This is a genomic window from Streptomyces sp. ITFR-6 (assembly GCF_031844725.1).
Classification (GTDB): domain Bacteria; phylum Actinomycetota; class Actinomycetes; order Streptomycetales; family Streptomycetaceae; genus Streptomyces.
The window spans coordinates 4,996,892-5,013,684 of record NZ_CP134612.1; the positions used below are offsets into that span (position 1 = coordinate 4,996,892).

The following is a 16,793-nucleotide window of genomic DNA, read 5'->3' on the forward strand; positions in this document are numbered from 1 at the left end:
GGGGTCAGGGGCGGGTGATCCGGATCCGGTAGTCGTCCTTGGAGTCCTTGTCGACCACCGATATGCGTATCCCGGTGGCCCGGTCGGTGAAGGTCTGGCCGGGCTGGAACGGGGCGTCGGAGAGCTCCGCGTGCACGTTGGGCAGCCGGGTGCAGCCACTGCTGTCCTTGGTGCTGTCCGCGACGGAGATGGGGCCCTGGCCGGTGTCGACGTCCGAGCTCACCTTGTAGATCAGTACGCCAGGACGGCAGACGGCCTGGTCGTTGCCCGCCTGGGTCCGTACCTCCACCGCGTAGCCGGACTCCGCGCTCAGCGGCACGAACGCCAGCTTCGTACCGCCTCTGCCGGCCAGCGGCTCCAGTACGTGGTCGCTGGTGCCGGTCCGCGAGGCGCAGCTGATCTGGTTGTTGTCCAGCCAGCCGAGCTTCCACTTGTGCCAGCCGAGCAGGTCGTTATTGGCGCCCCAGTCCTCGGACATGATGTCCCAGTGCCCGACCGAGCCGCCGCCCTCCATCGTGTAGAGGTCCGGGAGGCCGAAGACGTGGCCGTTCTCGTGCGGCAGGACGCGGTATCCGGTCTGGGCGTACGAGCCAGAGCCGTCGTCCTGCCGGCTGTAGACGAAGGACGTGTTGGGGAGCGGCACGCCGTCCGCGTACGGGGCGTCGTCGTTGCCCGAGAAGGTCACGGAGAGCACGGTGTCCAGGGCGGAGGGCCCGGCGTTCGGGCTGACGAGGATGTTGACCAGGTCGTACGCGCTGAAGTCCACCTTCGGGTCGGCGGCGGCGACGATGTCCTGGACGAGATGGCGGTAGCCCGGTTCGTACGGTGAGCCGCGCTCGATCCCGTAGCCCGAGAACGGCAGCGGCATCCGGAGCCAAGACTTCACCGGGGCTTCCGGCACGTAGGTGAGCCGTCCGTACGAGCTGGTGCGGAACCAGTCGGTGGTCTGCGGGAAGAATTCCGCGAGCCGGTCCATGGCCGGCTCCGTGCCCGGCGCGTCCGGGAAGTCGACCATCAGGTTGAGCGCGTGGATCTGGCCGGTGGAGCGGGCGTAGCCCGGCTGGGTCGGCATGCCCTCCGACATCTGTACGCCCATGGACGCCGATATCCGGCAGGGGCCGATCCCGGCGGTGCCGGTGCTGGACACCGAACCGGCCGAGGCCCGGCTGGGGAGGGGGAGCGTGCTGCTGGCCGAGGCCAGTGCCGCGATGACCAGGGCTGTTGCCGCGCCAAAAACGACCGGGTGGCGGTGGTTGCGTAGCCGGTGGCGGGGCTGCTGCATGAAGGCGCCTTCGGGGCCGCGGCAGCCGGCCGACCCTGGCTGCGCTCTGTCGATCAGCCTCTGCCGGGTGCTGCGGGGCCGCGCGTTGGGTGCGCCGAAGGGGTGGGATTCTCCCGTTTCCGCATGGTGTGACTCAGGTCGCATCGGGCCGGGAAATAACCGGGGACCGTTTCCCCGTTTGCACTCGTGTCCCCGCGAAACGGGGAGGCGGTCCCCGGTTACGCGGAGAGGTCGCCGGAGTAACGCAGGTACCAACCGCCACCGGAAAGAACCACCGGAAGAGAAGGAGCGCCGTCGTGGACACCGTCACCCCCGCGGTCACCGGAACCGCGCAGCCGCGTATGCCCCGCCCGCGGGCCGACGCGCTGCGCAACCGGGAGCGGATCGTGACGGCCGCGCGCGAGATGTTCGTCGAGTTCGGGCCGGACGTGCCGCTCGACGAGGTCGCCCGCCGCGCGGGCGTCGGCAACGCCACGCTCTACCGGAACTTCCCGGACCGGGCCGCACTGACCCGTGAGGTCGTCCTCGCGGTCACCTCCCGCACCACCGAGCGGGCGGAGGAGGCCGCGAACGAAGAGGGAGACCCCTTCGTCGCGCTCAGCCGCTTCGTGCACGCGGCGGCCGACGAACGGATCGGGGCACTGTGCCCGATGCTGTCCGGCGGCTTCGACAAGGACCACCCCGAACTTCTCGCCGAGCGGCGGCGCCTCGAAGAGGCCGTCGAAGGACTCGTCGGGCGTGCCATGTCCGCGGGGCGCCTGCGTACCGACATCGCCGTCGGTGACGTACTGGTCGCCCTCTCCCAGCTCACCCGGCCGCTGCCAGGCATCGCCTGCATGAGCATCGACCGGTTCACCCACCGCCACCTCCAGCTGTTCCTGGACGGACTGGAGGCCCCGGCCCGGTCCGTCCTGCCCGGCACGGCGGCGACCATGGAGGACCTGCGGCGCCGGACCTGACCGGCGTGCCGGGCTCCTGAGACGGCTGCCCGGCCGCGCGTCCGCCCGCCCCGATCACCCCACCCCTTTCTTCCCGACCCTCACCCTTACGGGCCCTCACCGCATCCACGGTTCACGGTCCGGTTCACGGTTCATGACTTCGCGCGCCCGAACGCGCCCTTAGGTGGCTACTCCCATGTCAAAAACAGCTGATATCCGACTCCCTGACCCGAGTCGCTGGAAAGCGCTGGCGTTCATCGCGCTCGCTCAGTTGATGGTCGTGCTCGATGCCACGATCGTGAACATCGCGCTGCCGCACGCCCAGACGGACCTGGGCATCACGGATGCCAACAAGCAGTGGGTCATCACGGCCTACGCCCTCGCCTTCGGCGGACTGCTGCTCTTCGGAGGCCGGATCGCCGACCTCTGGGGCCGTAAGCGCACCTTCGTGGTCGGTCTGATCGGCTTCGCGCTGGCCTCCGCGCTCGGTGGAGCGGCCCAGAACCAGGGCATGCTCTTCGGCTCGCGCGCGCTCCAGGGTGTCTTCGGCGCCCTGCTCGCCCCCGCGGCCCTCTCGCTGCTCGCGGTGATGTTCACCGACGCCAAGGAGCGTGCCAAGGCGTTCGGCATCTACGGTGCGATCGCCGGTGGCGGTGGCGCCGTCGGCCTGATCCTCGGCGGGTTCCTCACCCAGACGCTGAACTGGCGCTGGACGTTCTTCGTCAACATCCCCTTCGCGGTCGTCGCGGCCCTGGGCGCCTACTTCGTGATCCGCGAGCCGGCCGGCGGCCGTAACCGGTCCTCGCTCGACATCCCGGGCGTCGTCCTGTCCGCGCTGGGTCTGGTCTCGCTGGTGTACGGATTCACCCGCGCCGAGTCCAGCGGCTGGTCGGACGCGCTGACCATCGGTACGTTCGTCGCCTCCGGCGTGCTGCTGCTGGCCTTCGTCCTGACCGAGTCCAAGGTCAAGTCCCCGCTGCTTCCGCTGCGCGTCCTGATGGACCGCAACCGCGGCGGCGTCTACCTCTCGCTGGGCCTCGGCGTCATCGCGATGTTCGGGCTGTTCCTCTTCCTCACGTACTACCTGCAGGTCGTCCAGGGCTTCTCGCCGATCAAGACCGGATTCGCCTTCCTCCCGATGATCGCGGGCATGATCACCGGTTCGACGCAGATCGGTGCCCGGCTGATGACCCGGGTCCCGGCCCGGATGCTGATGGGTCCCGGCTTCCTGACCGCCGCCGTCGGCATGCTGCTGCTCACCCAACTGCAGGTCGACTCGTCCTACGCCGCGGTCATCCTGCCGGGGCAGCTCCTGATGGGTCTCGGCATGGGTACGGCGTTCATGCCCGCCATGTCGCTGGCCACGCACGGCATCGAGCCGCGTGACGCGGGTGTCGCCTCCGCGATGATCAACACCTCGCAGCAGGTCGGCGGTGCCATCGGTACGGCGCTGCTCAACACCATCGCCGCCTCCGCCGCCACGGCGTACGCCACCTCGCACGCCGCGCTCGGCGCCACCGACCCGGAGCAGCTGAAGCTCCAGTCGATGGTGCACGGCTTCACCGGCGCCATCTGGTGGGCCGTCGGCATCCTGGTGGTGGCCTCCGCGATCGCGGCGACCTTCGTCAACGCCGGCCGCCCCTCGACGACCACGACGTCCGGTGGTACCGGCACCGGTACCGGTTCGGCCGACGGTGTCGAGGACGAGGTCCGGATTCCGGTCGTCGCCCACTGAGTCACCGCGCGGCGCGCTGAGTCACCGCACAGGCCTCTGCCCCGGTTCCGTCGGACGGAACCGGGGCAGAGGTGCGTGCGGTGGGTGGGTGGGTCAGCGGAGCCAGGGCAGGTCGGCGTCCGCGTCCTCCGGCTGCAGCCCGGCCGCGACGACCCGCATGATCTCCCCGAGCGAGCGCACCTGTTCGGGGGTGAGGCGGTCGAACAGTGCCTGGCGTACGGCGCTGACGTGGCCCGGTGCCGAGCGGCGGAGCATCTCGTGGCCCTCTTCGGTGAGGACCGCGTTCTGGCCGCGCTTGTCGGACGGGCAGTCCTCGCGGCGCACCCAGCCGCTCTTCTCCAGCCGGGCGACGGCGTGCGAGAGCCGGGAGCGGGTGATCTTGGCGTCCTTGGCCAGCTCGGTCATCCGCTTCTGACGGCGGGGTGCCTGGGAGAGCTGGACGAGCAGCCCGTAGTAGATGTGCGGCATACCGGCATCGCGCTGCAACTGGCGGTCGAGATGATCCTCCAGGAGCGTGGCGGCGTGGAGGTATGCCCGCCAGACGCTCTGTTCTTCGTCGGTGAGCCAGCGCGTCTGCTCACCGGTGGATGCCGTGGTCATGTACTCCACTGTACGACCTTTTCTTGAAAGTTGAACTAATAGGAGCTAAGGTCTCCGAAGGTAGGAACTTGAAGGTTAAAGAAGTATTCCTTCTGAACGTTCCACCAGAAGACTTACCTTGAGCAGCAGTGGATGGGGAGTGTCATGACAGTCACCGCGGAGCGCATGCCCGCCCTCTATCTCTCCCACGGCGCCCCGCCGCTGGCCGACGACCCGGTCTGGCCCGGAGAACTGGCCGCCTGGTCCGCCGGGCTGCCCCGGCCCACCGCCGTCCTGATGGTCTCGGCGCACTGGGAGGAGGCCCCGCTCGCCCTCGGCGCCACCGAGACGATCCCGCTCGTCTACGACTTCTGGGGCTTCCCCGAGCACTACTACCAGGTGCGGTACGCCGCGCCCGGCGCACCGCGGCTCGCCGAGAGCGTGCGCAAGCTGCTGCGCGGCGCCGGTACGCCGGTCCAGGACATCCCGGACCGGGGCCTCGACCACGGGGCGTACGTCCCGCTGGTGGAGATGTTCCCGGCGGCCGACATCCCGGTGCTGCAGATCTCCATGCCGACGCTGGATCCGCAGAAGCTGATGGACATCGGCCGCAAGCTCGCGCCGCTGCGCGACGAGGGCGTCCTGATCGTCGGCAGCGGCTTCTTCACCCACAACCTGGCCGCCCTGCGGCATCCGGGCGGCGGCACCCCCGGCTGGTCGGCGGAGTTCGACGACTGGGGGAGCCGCGCACTCCAGGCGCAGGACGTCGACGCGCTGCTGGACTTCGAGAACAAGTCCCCGGCGGGCCGGCTCGCCCACCCGCGCACCGAGCACTTCGCCCCGCTCTTCGTGACCCTGGGCGCCGCAGAGCAGGAGCTCGACCAGGGGCGCAGCGTGATCGACGGGTTCTGGATGGGGCTGGCCAAGCGCTCGCTCCAGTACGGGTAGGGCTTGTTCCGCAGGCGGTCCCGCCCGCCGGGCTCAGAGCTCCGCGGTGATCAGCTCGATCGAGCGGAGCGCGGCGGCCAGCGCCGCCGGGCCGCCGACGTCCAGCGCGGTGTCGGTGAACTTGATGGTGTGGTCGTTGCCGTGTGCGGCGGCCCGCGCGAAGACCTCCTCGGGGCTCAGCCCCTCCGGCGCGGCCGGGTGCTCTGCGGGCGTGGCGGGGGTGTACGCGGCGGTGACCGCCGCACTGGCCGCCCACGCCGCGTCCAGGCTCGGCGCCCACAGCTCCCGGGGGAGCGCGGGCAGTGTACGCAGTACGGCGTTGGGCGCGGTCGCCGCGTGCACCAGCATGACCGGCGAGCCGTGCGCGTGTGCCGCGTACCGGTGGGTCGCGGCGCCCACCAGCTCCTCCAGCCGGGCACGGGCGAGATCCGGGGCAGTCGCGGGCCGGGGGTCGGCGGGGTCGGTGTCGGCCACGGGCCGGGTGCGGGCGGGACCGGTGTCGGTCACGGGCCGGGGCGGCCATACCGGGAACCCGGTGAGCTGTCCCAGCCGTTCCCGGATGCCGCCGCTCTGGTCCGGCACCCGCTCCACGGCGTCCAGCGCGGCGGCCGCGCCACTCGCCGGGGCGAGCGGGGCCAGCGGCGGCAGCGGCTGGTGGCGGGCCGCCCAGTAGCCGAGGCCGTGGGCGAGCTCCGCGACGCGGGGCGCGTTCTCGCCGGAGGCCAGCAGGGTGCGCACGCAGTGGCCGACCCGGATCACCGGCGTGGCACCGGCCGCGATGCCGGGGAGCAGCCGGGGCCACCACTCGGCGAGGACCTCGCGCCAGGGCCGGTCCGCGGTCTCCCGCTCGAAGTACGCCGTCCAGTCGGCGATGCGGCGGGGGTCGCCCAGGGCCTCGCGCCAGTTGTCCGGGGTCACCTCGGTGAACCGGTCCGGCATGTCCTCCAGCTTCGCCCGGTAGTGGTCCAGCCGGCGGTGCACGCCGGGCGCCTGGCCGTGGTGCACCAGAGCCTCGACCGCCATCGGGGCGTGGTTGCTCAGCCAGCCGCCCCGCTCGGGGCCGAAGGAGTGAAGCCGCTCCAGTGCCTCGTCGAGCGTGCCGGAGGTGTCGGGTGAGGTGCGCGTCGTGTCGTCCATGCCGCATCACGCTAGGCACCGCGACCGCTCTCCGTAACGGGCTGCGGACCTAGGGAGACCCACGGCTCCGGTCCTAGGGCGGGCCCCGGCCCAGGTCCTAGGGAGGTACCCGGCCGGGACTAGGCCGAGGGCCCCAGGTGTTTCTCGTACCAGGCGACGTCCCAGTACCGGCCGAACTTCCGGCCGACCTCCGCGTACGTCCCGAGGTGCCGGAAGTCGAAGCGGTCGTGCAGCCGGACCGAGGCCTCGTTCGGCTGGGTGATGCCGGCGTACGCCCGGTGCAGGTCCTCGTCGGCCAGTGCCTCGAAGAGCGCCGTGTAGAGGAGGGTGCCGATGCCGCGCCCGGCGGCGCCGGGCGCGCAGTACACGCTCACCTCGACGGACGTGGAGTACGCCGCCTTGGGGCGGAACGCGCTGCTGGTGGCGTACCCCAGAATCCGGGGAGTCGGGCCACCGGCACCCGACGCGTCGCGCAACCAGGGCAGACGCTGACCCGGAGTGAAGGGAGCCGTGTCGAATGTGAGGGCGGTCTCACGCACGTAATGGTTGTAGATATCGGTGACGGCTTCCAGGTCGCCCTCGGTACCAGGCCTGACCTGCGCCTTTGTGTCTATCTGTGTCATGTGCCCTCCCTTGGTGGCGCGACAGGGTACTGCATGATCGCGAAAATGAATGCCAGGCATGGGAATTCTGTCCGGATTCCAGTCGTTGTTTCCATCGGAAGCTGGGCACCCGAAAGGGTGTCGCGACCTACTCAGCAAGGAGCACGCATGGCAACCCGTGCCGTCGCCCGACGTCCGTCCTCCACCGGCGGGACCAACCGGGCAAGCAGTGTTCGCGCCGTGGGCGGGGAGATCGCCGATCGCGACCTGGTCGGCATGTATCTGGACGAGATAGCGCGCACGCCGCTGCTCGATGCCGCCAAGGAGGTCGAGCTGTCGCAGACCGTCGAGGCGGGCGTCTTCGCGCAGCGGATCCTGGACGGCGTGGTGGAGAGCGATGCCGGCGGTGCCTCGCGCGAGGAGCTGGAGGCGCTGGTCGCCGACGGCGAGCGCGCCAAGGACGTATTCATCCGGTCCAACCTCCGCCTCGTGGTCGCCGTCGCCCGCCGGTATCCGCGGGCCGGGCTTCCCCTGCTCGACCTGATCCAGGAGGGCAACGCGGGCCTGGTGCGTGCGGTCGAGAAGTTCGACTACGCCAAGGGTTTCAAGTTCTCCACGTACGCCACGTGGTGGATCAGGCAGGCCATCACCCGCTCGATAGCCGACCAGTCGCGCACGATCAGGCTCCCCGTCCACCTGGTGGAGGAGCTCGGCCGGATCCGCCGGGTGCAGCGCGAGTTCAACCGCGAGCACGGGCGCGACCCGGAGCACGCGGAGATCGCCGCCGAGCTCGATTCCACGACATCCCGTGTCGGTGACGTGCTGGACTGGGCCCGTGACCCGGTCTCACTGAACATGTCCGTGGACGACGACGGCGACACGCAGTTCGGAGACCTCCTGGAGGACACCTCGGCGGTGTCCCCCGAGCAGTCGGTGATGACACTGCTGCGCAGCGAGGAGCTGGAGGAGCTGATCGGCAGGCTCGACAACCGCACCGCCTCCATCATCCGGATGCGGTACGGAATCGAGGACGGCCGTGAGCGGACGCTGACCGAGGTGGGCAAGCAGCACGGGCTGACCCGGGAGCGAATCCGCCAGATCGAGAAGCACGCGCTGCTCGAACTGAAGCGAATGGCTCACGACACGGGCTTTGACGCTGCGGCGTGAGCCCAAGTCCAGTAACCTCCGAATTGGGCCACTTCATCGCGGCCCCCTGAGCTGAGTCCCGGCGCCCACCCCCCCCTGGCGCCGGGGCTCATCCCTTTCTCCGGGCTCATCCTCCTTGCGGCGCTGACTGCGCGGCCGACGACTGTGCCGCGCGGGTGAGTCTGCCGCCCAGGTCGTCCAGATATGCCACCAGCTGCGGCGGCCCGTGCGCGGTGAATTCGCAGTCGACCAGGGCGAGGCGCACCGCGACCCACTCCAGCGAGTCCGACAGCGCCGCGCGCAGCCGGCAGCTGTGCTCACCGGTCGGTTCCGGCGGGCCGATCGAGGCGGGCAGCCGCGAGGTGACGAACTCCGCCGGAGCCGCGAAGCTCACGTCGATCGCCAGCTCCGGCCTGATGCGTGCCATCGATCTGCCGAGGAGCTCCGCCGCGTCGCCGGTGGGCAGCTCCCGGGGCGTGAAGCGGGACCCCGTCGGATACGGATCGCTCACCCGGTCGACCCGGAAGGTGCGCCAGGCCTCCCGTTCCAGGTCGTACGCGACCAGATACCAGCGCCACCCGGTGCTCACCAGGCGGTACGGCTCGACCTGCCGCCGCGTCTCGGCGCCGTCCCCCGCCCGGTAGGCGAACCGCAGCCGCTCCCGCCCGGTGACCGCGGACGCCATCACGGTGAGCGTCTGCGGGTCGATCGTCGCCCCGTCCCCGCGGGTCAGCGGCACCGTCGCGTTCTGGAGGACGGAGACCCGGTGACGCAGCCGCGAGGGCAGCACCTGCTCCAGCTTGGCCAGCGCCCGGACGGAGGCCTCGTCCACGCCCTCGATGGCGTGACCGGCCCCGGCCCGCAGCCCCACCGCGATGGCCACCGCCTCCTCGTCGTCCAACAGCAGCGGCGGCATGGCCGTGCCCGCCACCAGCCGGTAGCCGCCGATCGCACCGCGCGACGCCTCCACCGGGTAGCCCAGTTCGCGGAGGCGGTCGATGTCCCTGCGGATGGTGCGCGGGCTGACGTCGAGACGGTCCGCGAGTTCACTGCCCGGCCACTCGCGCGGCGTCTGGAGCAGTGACAGCAGATTCAGCAGTCGTGCCGGGGTGTCGGTCATGTCACCCAGGATGCCGACCCATTGGGTCACGAGCTGACCTAATGGGCATTTAACTTCTTCATATGACTTCTTCCGCACCCCAGTCGTCCGGGACAGCTGCCGCCGCGGTACCCCCGGACGCCTCGGACCGCCGCCGGTGGTTCGCGCTGGCCATCGTGATGACCGCGGCCTTTATGGACCTGGTCGACGTCACGATCGTCAACATCGCCATCCCGAGCATCAAGCGTGACACCGGTGCCTCGTTCAGCTCGATCCAGTGGATCACCGCCGGATACGCCCTGGCGTTCGCCGCCGGGCTGATCACCGGCGGCCGGCTCGGTGACATCTACGGCCGCAAGCGGCTGTTCCTCATCGGGATCGGCGGCTTCACCGTGGCCTCCGCGCTGTGCGGACTCGCCGCCAACCCGGAGATGCTGGTCGCCTCCCGCATCCTCCAGGGCGGCACGGCCGCGCTGATGGTCCCGCAGGTGCTGTCGATCGTGCACGCCACCTTCCCGGCGCACGAGCGCGGCAAGGTCTTCGGCCTCTTCGGTGCGATCGTCGGCCTCGGCGCCGTGTCCGGGCCGCTGCTGGGCGCGCTGCTCACCGAGTGGAACATCGCCGGTCTCGAATGGCGCCCGATCTTCCTGATCAACCTGCCGGTCGGCATCGCCGGACTGATCCTGGGCCGCAGATTCATCACCGAGTCCAAGGCGCCCAGGGCGCTGCGCCTCGACCTGATCGGCGTGGTGCTGGTGACGGTCGGGATGCTCATGCTGATCTACCCGCTGACCCGTGGCGAGGAGCTGGACTGGCCGCTCTGGGGCTACCTGTCGATGGCCGGCAGCCTCGTGGTGTTCCTGGTGCTCGTGCTCTTCGAGCGGCGGAAGGCGCGCCGGGACGGTTCGCCGCTGGTCGAACTGTCGCTGTTCCGGGTCAAGAGCTTCGCCGCCGGTATCGCCGTGCAGCTGACCTTCGGTGTCGGCCTCGGCATCTTCTTCCTGGTCTGGACGCTGTACATGCAGGAGGGGCTCGGCTGGAGCGCGCTGCGGGCCGGTACGACGGGTATCCCGTTCTCGGTCGCCGTCTCGGTCGCCGCCGGGATCTCCGTACAGAAGCTGGTGCCGCGCTTCGGGCGCAAGGTCCTCCAGGCGGGGGCGCTGCTGATGATCGCCGGTCTGCTGCTCTACATCTGGGAGTCCGACCGCTACGGCATGGGGATCACCTCCTGGCAGATGGCGTTGCCGCTGGTGGTGATGGGGCTCGGGATGGGCCTGATCGTCGCCCCGCTGGCCGACGCGGTGCTGTCCGAGGTGCCCAGGGAGCACTCCGGCTCCGCCTCCGGGCTCTTCAACACCGTGCAGCAGATGGGCAACGCGCTGGGGCTCGCGCTCGTCTCGGTGATCTTCTTCGGGGCCATCGGTGACCGGCTCACGCCCGCGCAGCTGGGCCCGGCGTTCGCTGACGCCTTCGAGCACTCGCTGTGGTGGGTGGCCGGTGTGCTCGCCGCCATCTTCCTGCTGATGTTCGCGCTGCCGGCCCGGCCGAAGCAGCACGTGGAGGGCGGCGAAGAGGCGGCCGGGGCCGCCTTCCCCGCCGGACCTTCCGAACCTGCCGACGAGCCCGTGCTCACGCACTGAGCGGACGGAGAACGCGAGCGGTGCCCGTACCCCCCCCAGAGGGTGCGGGCACCGCTCACGTTCCGCGCGGGTTCAGCAGATGCGCGTACGGCTCTCCATCGCGCCGCGCGCCGTCTCCTCGTCGGCGTACACCTCGCACATGTGGCGGCCGTCCGGCGTCGCCGTGTGCTCGACCTCCCACAGGCTCGTCTCGCTGCCGTCCAGGAGCAGGAAGGCGTGCTCGTACAGGGTGAAGCCCGCGTCCCGCCCGTCCACCTGGCACTGGCGGCCGAAGATCTGGGTGATGTGGTGGGCGAAGGCGGCCCGCAGCAGCTGGGCGGTCTCCTCGCCGGGGACGTCACCGTTCTCCGCGCGGCGCAGCACGCGGCGGGCGTGGTCCGCGGAGTTGTCCGGGGCGTACATCCGGGGGAGCGGGGCCGGGGGCGCCGCCATCAGGGCCGTGAGGATCTCCAGGTCGCCCTGCGGCCCCTCGTCCCCGAAGACCGGGGCGTCGCGGAAGCCGCCGGCGAGGCGGGCCGCGGCGATGTGCACATCGGCCTCGTCGTCGTACAGCTCGTGCTGCCGGTCGCCGGGCCGCGAGCCGCAGCGGGGGCCCTCCGGGTCCCGCTGACCGCAGTGCACCAGCTCCCAGAGCGTGAACGGGCTGCCGTCGGACAGCAGATAGGTATGCCGGTACGTCTCGCGGTGCAGCGTCGAGCTGTGGTGCGAGGAGTGCAGGGAACTGCTGTGGGCGAGGGCCGAGCCGAGCCGCTCGACCGTACTGTCGGGCAGGTCGAACGAGTTGAGAGCCCGTCGCAGGAGTCGTTCGAGGTGCTGCTCGGTTGTCTCGTACGGATCGCTCAAGGTGCTTCTCCAGGCCGTCGCCGCGTGTTACCCGATGCGTGCTTAACGTAGTCCCTGGGTCTGACATCGTGACCGGGGTTCAGCAAAACGTACGGCGCACGCAGAAGGTTCCCGGCGTTTTGCCCTAACTTCCTTGTGCGGAGGGTGAGTCGGCCGCGGGGGCGCCGTCGCCCTCCGTGCGTCGCGGATGGGGCTGAGTGCCGTAGAGGTCGCTGTACGAGAGATAGGTGCCGCCGCCCTCGCGGCCGTTGACTCCCGTGGCCGCCCGCACGGCCTTCACGATGGCGCGGGTCAAGGTCTCCGCACCCGCCGCGAGCAGGTCATTGAGCGCGATCGGGTTCGCCGGGTCCAGGGTCCGTCCGCCGGTGGCCAGCGCGAAGACGGCGTCCCCGTCGGTCAGCAGATGCACGGGCCGGATGGCGCGGGCCAGCCCGTCGTGGGCGGTGCCCGCGAGCTTCTGCGCCTGTGCCCGGCTGAGGTCGGCGTCCGTCGCGACGACGGCGAGCGTGGTGTTGAGCGGGGGGCGCGCGTTCGCGTCGTGCGCCTGTGCGAGGCGCTGTCGCGCCGTGCGGTGGACCTCCGGCGCGGGGGCGACAGCCGGTTCGGCGGCTCCGTACTCCCCGTACAGCACCCCGGTACGGGGGTCGAGGACAGAGCCCGCCGCGTTCACCACGACCAGCGCACCCACCGTGATGCCGGACGGCAGCAGGGCGCTCGCCGTCCCCACCCCGCCCTTCAGCTGACCGGCGACCGCGCCCGTGCCCGCGCCGACGCACCCCTCGGCGACCGCCGACCCCGGCTCCGTGCGCGCGGCGTCCTCCACGGCGGCCCGGCCGGTCGACGCGTCCGGACGGGCCCGCCAGTCACCGCCCCGGCCCAGGTCGAAGACGCATGCCGCCGGTACCACCGGGACGACCTGCGCCGGATCGGCGCCGACCCGCACGCCGCGCCCCTGCTCCTCCAGCCAGGCCATCACCCCGGACGCCGCGTCGAGCCCGTACGCGCTGCCCCCGGTCAGCACCACGGCGTCGATGCGCTGCACCAGGTTGCGCGGGTCGAGCGCGTCCGTCTCCCGGGTGCCGGGGCCGCCGCCCCGCACGTCGACGGCGGCGACCGCACCGCCCTCGGGGGCGAGGACCACGGTGGTGCCGCTGAGCGCGCCCCGGCCCGCGAGCGAGGCGTGCCCCACCCGGATCCCGGCAACATCGGTCAGCGCGTCCATCCGTGCTCCTCGGGGTCGTGATCGTCGCGGGGGCGTCATCGTGGCGGGCGGTGCGGCGTGGCGGGCGGTACGGGGTGAACCTACCCGCGAGGGAGGGAGAGCGGGAGGGCGGAGAGAGTGCCTGGGCATCCGGGTGTCGTCCCACGGCGACGCGCTCACCCCGTAGCGCCGCAAAACAGGACTAACACTCCTTTATGTCCCTACGGTGGCGGGGTGACCGAGCCACCAGAGCCCTCTGCCGACAGGCTCGCCCGCCTCGCGCCCACGGGCACCCGGTCCGCCGCCGCCCGCGCGACCGCGGCCGGCGTCATCGTCTCCCTCCTGCTCGTCATCGCGATCGTGCTGGGCAGCAGGCTCCTGGAGAACTTCGACTCGGCCCTCCTGCCCTACGCCGTGGCCACCGTCTTCCTCGCCTTCGGCGTGGCCTACCGCTACACGGTCTGGGTCTCCGCGCCCGGGGCCCGGCGGCTGTTCAAGAAGGGCTGGGGGAGCCTCTTCTCGGTGGCCAACTTCCGCAAGGCCCCCACCGCCCTGCCGAAGATGATCGCCACCTACCTCGGCTTCCAGAAGTTCCTCGGAGCCTGCTCCCACGCCCGCTGGGCCGCCCACCAGCTGATCTTCTGGGGCTGAGTCCTCGCCTCCCTGATCACCTTCCCGCTGACCTGGGGCTGGTTCACCTTCACCTCGGGCAGCGGCTCCGGGCCCGGCTACGAGATGCGTATCTGGGGATTCAAGATCATCGGGTTCGACTCCCTGAACGTCCTCGGCTGGCTGATGTTCCACGGCCTGGACATCGCCGCCGTCCTCGTCATCCCGGGCGCCTCCTACTTCCTGTGGCGCCGGATGAAGGACCGGGGCGCCATGACGGGCCAGCGGTTCGCCTACGACCTGGTGCCGCTGATCGCGCTCATCGTCATCGCCGTCACCGGGCTGCTGCTCACCTTCTCCTCGATCTTCCTGCACGGCGGCGGATACGAGTTCCTGGCGATCCTCCACATGGTTTCGGTGGTCTTCACTCTCATCTACATCCCGTTCGGGAAGTTCTTCCACATCGTCCAGCGGCCCGCCGCCGTCGGCATGCAGCTCTTCAAGTACACCGGCCGGCAGGACCAGGAGGTCTTCGGCTGCCGCCGCTGCGAGGAGCCCATCGACACCGCCCCGTACGTCGAGAACCTCCGCGGCACCATGCGCGACCTCAGCCTCGACTTCGACGCGTGGGCCGAGTACTGCCCGCGCTGCAAGCGGGTGCTGCGCGGCAGTGCCTATCTCTCCCAGGTGAAGAAGGGCTTCAATTGACCGCGGACCCCCGAGCGGCCGGCCCCCGGGCGCTCGTCCCCCTCGACCCCTCCCTCGCGCCGCCGGGCACCCGCGCCTTCCGGGACGCGGGCGGCATCCCCGCCGACCAGTGGCACGCCGACCAGAACGGCGAGACGCTCGTCCCCACCCACTGCTGCTTCTGCGGTGTCCAGTGCGGGATGTATCTCCGCGTCGACCGGGCCGGGAAGGTCTTCAACGTCGAGCCCCGCAACCACGACATCAACCGGATGCGGCTGTGCCCCAAGGGCATCAACGCCTACCAGCAGGTCAACCACCCCGACCGGCTCACCGCCCCGCTCATGCGCCGCTCCCGCGACGAGGACTTCCGCGAGGTCTCCTGGGACGAGGCACTCGACTTCACCGTCGCCGAGATCAAGCACATCCAGCAGACCCACGGAAACGACGCCTTCGGGCTGCTCGGCGGGGCCAGCCTGTTCTCCGAGAAGACCTATCTGGTCGGCGAATTCGCCCGGGTCGCCCTCAAGTCCCGGCACGTCGACTACAACGGCCGGCTCTGCATGGTCAGCGCCGCAGGCGCCAACAAGCTCACCTTCGGCATCGACCGGGCGGGCAACCCCTTCTCCGACATCCTGCTCACCGACTGCCTGCTGATCGCGGGCTCCAACGTCGGTGAGTGCTTCCCCGTGATGACCCAGTACGTCTGGGGCGCCCGGGACCGAGGGGCCAGCCTGATCGTCATCGACCCTCGCGAAACGGCCATCGCCCGGACCGCCGACATCCACGTCGCCCTCAAACCCGGCACCGACTCGGCGTTCTTCAACGCCGTGCTGAACGTGGTCATCGAGGAGGGGCTCACCGACGAGAACTATCTCGCCGCCCACGCCACCGGCTGGGAGGAGGTGAAGGCCAAGGCCGCCGAGTACCCGTCGGCCAGGTCCGCCGGGATCTGCGGGGTCCCCGCCGAACAGATCGCCCAGGTCGCCCGCACCTTCGCCCGCGCCCCCAAGGCCATGGCCTGGCACGCCCGGGGCATCGAGCACCACTCGCAGGGCGTCGGGAACTGCCTCACCGTGATCAACCTCTGCACCGCCACCGGGTACATCGGCAAGCCCGGCGCCGGCTACGGCACCCTCACCGGCCAGGGCAACGGGCAGGGCGGCCGCGAGCACGGCCAGAAGTCCGATCTGCTGCCCGGCGGCCGCTCCATCATGAACGAGGAGCACCGCCGGCAGATCTGCGAGATCTGGGGCATCGAGGAGTCCGAACTCCCGCCCGCCGGAACCTCGATGATGGAAATGGTCTGGCAGATGCAGCGCCGTGAGATCCGCGGGCTGATCGGCATCTGCAACAACCCGTTCGTCTCCCTCCCCAACTACAAGGTGGTCAAGGAGGGGTACGACGCGACAGAGTTCCACGCTCAATTCGACTTCTTCCTTTCCGAGACCGCTGCCAACGCGCATGTCGTCTTCCCCGTCACCACCTGGGCAGAGGACGAAGGGGTGATGGCCAACGCCGAGGCCCGGGTGGTCAAGCACAACAAGGCCCAGGACCCGCCCCCGGCGTACGGACCGACACCTGGGTGATGTGCGAACTGGCCGAACGCCTCGGCGCGGGCGACAAATTCGCCTTCACCGACTCCCGCCAGGTCTTCGACGAACTGCGGATCGCCTCCGCCGGCACCGTCAACGACTACTACGGCATCACCTACGAGCGGCTGGAGGAGACGGGCGGCATCGCCTGGCCCTGCCCCTCCACCGACCACCCGGGCACGCCCCGCCTCTTCGAGGACGGCAGGACCTACCACCCCGACGGCAAGATCCATCTGCAGGTCGTCGACTGGCACCCGCCGATGGACCCGTACGACGACGAGCACCCCATGTCCCTCACCACCGGACGCACCGTCGCGCACTTCCTCTCCGGCAACCAGACCCGCCGGCTGGGCGCCCTCGTCGAGCAGACCCCGCGCCCCTGGGCCGAGATCCACCCCTCCCACGGCTTCCGCAACGGCGAACCGGTCCGCGTCGTCACCCGGCGCGGCAGCGAGGTCTTCCCCGCCCTGGTCACCGAGGCGATCCGCCCCGACACCGTCTTCATCCCGTACCACTGGCCCGTCCCCACCGCCGCCAACGCGCTGACCATCGACGCCCTGGACCCCCGCTCCAAGATCCCGGAGTACAAGGTCTGCGCCTGCCGCATCGAGCACGCGGCGGCCATCGACGTGGTCCCCGCGCCCCCGGTCGCGCCGGGCCATGTCGCCTACCCGGAGACCCAGGTCTCCCGCACCGACCCGCTGCCGCCCAGCTCGCCGCGGGGCCGCGGCACCTCGGAGAGGAGCTGATGCCCG

The 16,793-nt window shown here is 70.7% G+C and carries 12 protein-coding genes and 2 pseudogenes; 7 read left to right on the top strand and 7 right to left on the bottom strand.

The window, feature by feature from the left end:
• Positions 1–4 precede the first annotated feature (4 nt).
• Positions 5–1,282 carry a M6 family metalloprotease domain-containing protein gene (locus RLT59_RS22750; protein WP_311305095.1) on the bottom strand — a complete coding sequence of 426 codons (1,278 nt, stop codon included), beginning with the start codon at positions 1,280–1,282 and terminating at the stop codon, positions 5–7.
• A gap of 341 nt (positions 1,283–1,623) precedes the next feature.
• On the opposite strand from RLT59_RS22750, the gene RLT59_RS22755 reads away from it, so the two are divergent.
• Positions 1,624–2,241: a TetR/AcrR family transcriptional regulator gene (locus RLT59_RS22755; RefSeq protein ID WP_311307822.1), complete on the top strand. Its 618-nt coding sequence runs from the start codon at positions 1,624–1,626 to the stop codon at positions 2,239–2,241.
• 175 nt (positions 2,242–2,416) lie between these two features.
• Positions 2,417–3,955: an MFS transporter gene (locus RLT59_RS22760; RefSeq protein WP_311305096.1), complete on the top strand. Its 1,539-nt coding sequence runs from the start codon at positions 2,417–2,419 to the stop codon at positions 3,953–3,955.
• Between the two features lie 93 nt (positions 3,956–4,048).
• On the opposite strand, the gene RLT59_RS22765 is transcribed toward RLT59_RS22760, so the two are convergent.
• Positions 4,049–4,564 (bottom strand): MarR family winged helix-turn-helix transcriptional regulator, encoded by a 516-nt coding sequence (locus tag RLT59_RS22765; RefSeq protein ID WP_199884471.1) that lies wholly within the window; start codon positions 4,562–4,564, stop codon positions 4,049–4,051.
• Between the two features lie 135 nt (positions 4,565–4,699).
• Here RLT59_RS22765 and RLT59_RS22770 point away from each other — a divergent pair, with 135 nt between their 5' ends.
• A complete protein-coding gene (locus RLT59_RS22770; protein ID WP_311305097.1) occupies positions 4,700–5,482 on the top strand; it encodes a dioxygenase family protein in 783 nt (260 codons plus the stop codon).
• Positions 5,483–5,515: 33 nt separating this feature from the next.
• On the opposite strand, the gene RLT59_RS22775 is transcribed toward RLT59_RS22770, so the two are convergent.
• Both RLT59_RS22775 and RLT59_RS22780 read right to left on the bottom strand, forming a co-directional pair.
• Complete coding sequence (locus RLT59_RS22775) at positions 5,516–6,619, bottom strand: questin oxidase family protein (RefSeq protein ID WP_311305098.1); 1,104 nt, start codon at positions 6,617–6,619, stop codon at positions 5,516–5,518.
• A gap of 119 nt (positions 6,620–6,738) precedes the next feature.
• On the bottom strand, positions 6,739–7,242 hold the full coding sequence (locus RLT59_RS22780; protein ID WP_311305099.1) for a GNAT family N-acetyltransferase: 504 nt from the start codon (positions 7,240–7,242) through the stop codon (positions 6,739–6,741).
• A 147-nt stretch (positions 7,243–7,389) separates the two neighbouring features.
• On the opposite strand from RLT59_RS22780, the gene RLT59_RS22785 reads away from it, so the two are divergent.
• Complete coding sequence (locus RLT59_RS22785; protein WP_311305100.1) at positions 7,390–8,388, top strand: sigma-70 family RNA polymerase sigma factor; 999 nt, start codon at positions 7,390–7,392, stop codon at positions 8,386–8,388.
• 106 nt (positions 8,389–8,494) lie between these two features.
• Here RLT59_RS22785 and RLT59_RS22790 read toward each other — a convergent pair whose 3' ends face one another.
• Positions 8,495–9,487: a helix-turn-helix transcriptional regulator gene (locus RLT59_RS22790; protein ID WP_311305101.1), complete on the bottom strand. Its 993-nt coding sequence runs from the start codon at positions 9,485–9,487 to the stop codon at positions 8,495–8,497.
• 62 nt (positions 9,488–9,549) lie between these two features.
• Here RLT59_RS22790 and RLT59_RS22795 point away from each other — a divergent pair, with 62 nt between their 5' ends.
• Positions 9,550–11,106, top strand: coding sequence for an MFS transporter (locus RLT59_RS22795; protein WP_311305102.1), 1,557 nt, complete (start codon positions 9,550–9,552; stop codon positions 11,104–11,106).
• 72 nt (positions 11,107–11,178) lie between these two features.
• On the opposite strand, the gene RLT59_RS22800 is transcribed toward RLT59_RS22795, so the two are convergent.
• Both RLT59_RS22800 and RLT59_RS22805 read right to left on the bottom strand, forming a co-directional pair.
• Complete coding sequence (locus RLT59_RS22800) at positions 11,179–11,949, bottom strand: DUF6227 family protein (protein ID WP_311305103.1); 771 nt, start codon at positions 11,947–11,949, stop codon at positions 11,179–11,181.
• Between the two features lie 124 nt (positions 11,950–12,073).
• Positions 12,074–13,171 carry a P1 family peptidase gene (locus tag RLT59_RS22805; protein WP_311305104.1) on the bottom strand — a complete coding sequence of 366 codons (1,098 nt, stop codon included), beginning with the start codon at positions 13,169–13,171 and terminating at the stop codon, positions 12,074–12,076.
• A 213-nt stretch (positions 13,172–13,384) separates the two neighbouring features.
• On the opposite strand from RLT59_RS22805, the pseudogene RLT59_RS22810 reads away from it, so the two are divergent.
• Together RLT59_RS22810 and RLT59_RS22815 are read left to right on the top strand one after the other, a co-directional pair.
• Positions 13,385–14,467: pseudogene (locus RLT59_RS22810) on the top strand (MFS transporter).
• A pseudogene (locus RLT59_RS22815) lies at positions 14,464–16,787 on the top strand (molybdopterin oxidoreductase family protein). The pseudogenes RLT59_RS22810 and RLT59_RS22815 overlap by 4 nt, the downstream one beginning before the upstream one ends.
• The last annotated feature ends 6 nt before the right edge of the window (positions 16,788–16,793 follow it).

Coding starts and splice junctions, on each gene's coding strand:
- RLT59_RS22750 (WP_311305095.1), bottom strand. CDS start 1,282: ATGCAGCAGCCCCGCCACCGGCTACGCAACCACCGCCACCCGGTCGTT.
- RLT59_RS22755 (WP_311307822.1), top strand. CDS start 1,624: ATGCCCCGCCCGCGGGCCGACGCGCTGCGCAACCGGGAGCGGATCGTG.
- RLT59_RS22760 (WP_311305096.1), top strand. CDS start 2,417: ATGTCAAAAACAGCTGATATCCGACTCCCTGACCCGAGTCGCTGGAAA.
- RLT59_RS22770 (WP_311305097.1), top strand. CDS start 4,700: ATGACAGTCACCGCGGAGCGCATGCCCGCCCTCTATCTCTCCCACGGC.
- RLT59_RS22775 (WP_311305098.1), bottom strand. CDS start 6,619: ATGGACGACACGACGCGCACCTCACCCGACACCTCCGGCACGCTCGAC.
- RLT59_RS22780 (WP_311305099.1), bottom strand. CDS start 7,242: ATGACACAGATAGACACAAAGGCGCAGGTCAGGCCTGGTACCGAGGGC.
- RLT59_RS22785 (WP_311305100.1), top strand. CDS start 7,390: ATGGCAACCCGTGCCGTCGCCCGACGTCCGTCCTCCACCGGCGGGACC.
- RLT59_RS22790 (WP_311305101.1), bottom strand. CDS start 9,487: ATGACCGACACCCCGGCACGACTGCTGAATCTGCTGTCACTGCTCCAG.
- RLT59_RS22795 (WP_311305102.1), top strand. CDS start 9,550: ATGACTTCTTCCGCACCCCAGTCGTCCGGGACAGCTGCCGCCGCGGTA.
- RLT59_RS22805 (WP_311305104.1), bottom strand. CDS start 13,171: ATGGACGCGCTGACCGATGTTGCCGGGATCCGGGTGGGGCACGCCTCG.